The organism is Niallia laureatilytica (genome assembly GCF_046613985.1).
In the GTDB taxonomy this organism is placed as follows: domain Bacteria; phylum Bacillota; class Bacilli; order Bacillales; family Cytobacillaceae; genus Niallia.
Genome location: NZ_JBKKHP010000033.1, coordinates 1 through 2,357, shown reverse-complemented (window position 1 = coordinate 2,357; position 2,357 = coordinate 1). Strand labels below are relative to the sequence as shown.

General features: G+C 32.5%; 4 protein-coding genes. All 4 read left to right on the top strand.

Annotated elements, in window-relative coordinates; all coding sequences use genetic code 11:
- Positions 1–92 precede the first annotated feature (92 nt).
- Positions 93–632 carry a deaminase domain-containing protein gene (locus ACLIJJ_RS26755; protein ID WP_411412011.1) on the top strand — a complete coding sequence of 180 codons (540 nt, stop codon included), beginning with the start codon at positions 93–95 and terminating at the stop codon, positions 630–632.
- A 27-nt stretch (positions 633–659) separates the two neighbouring features.
- A complete protein-coding gene (locus ACLIJJ_RS26750) occupies positions 660–1,016 on the top strand; it encodes an Imm3 family immunity protein (RefSeq protein WP_411412010.1) in 357 nt (118 codons plus the stop codon).
- Between the two features lie 329 nt (positions 1,017–1,345).
- A complete protein-coding gene (locus ACLIJJ_RS26745) occupies positions 1,346–1,798 on the top strand; it encodes a toxin-antitoxin system YwqK family antitoxin (RefSeq protein ID WP_341081636.1) in 453 nt (150 codons plus the stop codon).
- The coding region (locus ACLIJJ_RS26740) for an endonuclease V (protein ID WP_411412012.1) at positions 1,791–2,357 on the top strand (567 nt) is incomplete at its 3' end. The genes ACLIJJ_RS26745 and ACLIJJ_RS26740, both read left to right, overlap by 8 nt.

The following is a 2,357-nucleotide window of genomic DNA, read 5'->3' as shown; positions in this document are numbered from 1 at the left end:
GGGTGGGGTTGGTAATATGAGTTCCTACTTGAAAGCTGAGAGCAGGGCTGATGTTGGGAAGGTTAGTGGGGATAAGAGCGAGTATTTGAGTAATGTTGAGTGGGCGTGGTAGTGGTGTTGTTGATGCTGGCAAGGGTACGGGTAAAGTGTATCCAACGAGACAAATAGATTCAGAAACAGAAGCACATATAATTGATAGAGTGAAAGAACTAAGAGGGAATTTAACAAGTGGGTATAAGAAATCTGGTAATTTTGCTGTTGCAGAAGTGGATGTCAGCGGGATAAGTAAATCTGAATTTTATGCTCAAAGTAGCATAAATGAACTCAAAGTAAATCTTGAGCATAAGGTGCCTGATATTTCTTTACAACCTGAAAATCCAATGTTTAAAGCTACAGATGCAGTTGGTAAAGAGGGAGAGAGTTATTTAAGGAATACAGATACGGAGTATAAAATACTAAATGATATTGCTTCTAGGCTTGGAGAGAATAAACAAGCTACTGGGAAAATTAAGTTATTTACAGAATTGGATACTTGCGACAGTTGCAGTAAAGTCATAGCAGAGTTTGCTGCTAAATATAAAAATATTGAATTAGAAGTCATACACAACAATGGTAATAGAATTATTCCTTAAACTTAATTTTTTTGGAGGGGAAGACTGATGAAAGACTGGGAGTATAATGAATTATTTGATGCGATTCAGGAGACATATGAAGAGTTGTTGGAGGAAAACAGGGGATATAGGTATGCTATAGCAAAACTAGCGGATGAATTTGATAACTTAGGTAAGATAGAAGATGTTATTGTTGATACTGCTATTGGAGAAATTGCAATCTGCCATGAGAAAGTTTTTGTTCGGCGCATTGAAGGTATAACAAAGAGATTAAGCATGTTTAATCCACAAGAAGCAGAAGATGAATTAACATTAGAAGAAATAAAAGACTTATCGAGAAGAATAAATAAAGTAATAGAAGGACTAAAAAATGTAGAGGTTGATTATAATCCTTCAGCAGAATAAAGGTTAGTGTTTTAGAAAAAACATATGAACATAAAGCACTTGATTGTCAATTAAAGACTACAAGAGCTTTTTGTGTTTTAGGATAGAAATGAGTAGGCACATTATAATTTTATAAGTGTACTTAGTATTAGTATTAAATTTTTATAGATTGTAATGGGTGTGAACAGAGTATGACGATAGTAGAGGAATAAATAAAGGTTTGTGTAATGTTTTGAAGTCATCGTAAAGTACGTTTTAACGGATGAACATTATGAACACATGTCCACATTGTAATTTTATTACTGAAGGATTTCAATTTAGTTCAGAGGTGAAAAAGGTTGGAAAATAAGATGGATGTATTAAGTAAAGAATATGTATTAGAACATGGTATAGATTTTGATGAGGAACTATGGTTTACCTCTTACAGTGATGAAGTGCTAGATAAACCAGAAGATGAGGATGGAAACCCTTTTACTGGGTTAGCTTATGAGTTATATGACAATGGGAATCTAGCGTATTACTGTTATTATAAGAATGGTTTTAAAGAAGGTAACTATGTTAAATTTCACCATAATGGGAAAGTTAAATCTACAGATTACATGATAAAAGGACAAACAAGAGGCATCAGAAAAATTTGGTATGAAAGCGAAGAACTCAAATATGAAGGAGCGTTTAAGTTTGGCGTTTGTTTAAAGTATACTGAATGGGATAAACAAGGGAATATAATCAGGCAAAAAGTTGCTCCAACAAAAGAGGAGTTAGAACTAATTACCCGATTATCTGATTGTGATGATAATGAATAATTTTGATGAAAAGAAATTAATACAAAAGTTTTCAAAAATCCAAGATGAATTATTACCTAGAATTAAATTAGAAAATAATTTTCAAATACAAGAAATTCAATTTATCGCAGGGGTAGATTTGGCTTATTGGGATGTAAATAAAACTAAGTATGGTACATGTTGTATTGTAATCATTGATTATGGTACAAAGGAAATTGTCGAAAAAGTATACAGTTACGGAGAAATACCAATCCCTTATATTCCAGGTTTCCTTGTATTTAGAGAGTTACCTTTAATAATAGAGGCAGTTAAAAAGCTAACGAAGCAACCAGATATATATATATTTGATGGCAATGGATATTTACATTATCGTCACATGGGTATTGCTACTCATGCTTCCTTTCTTCTAAATAAGCCAACCATTGGTGTAGCAAAAAGTTATCTTAAAATTCAAGATGTAGATTTTATTATGCCAGAGAATCTAATAGGCTCTTACACCGATATTGTAATAAATAATGAAGTCTATGGTCGAACTTTAAGAACGACAAAAAATGTTAAACCAATTTTTGTTTCTTGTGGG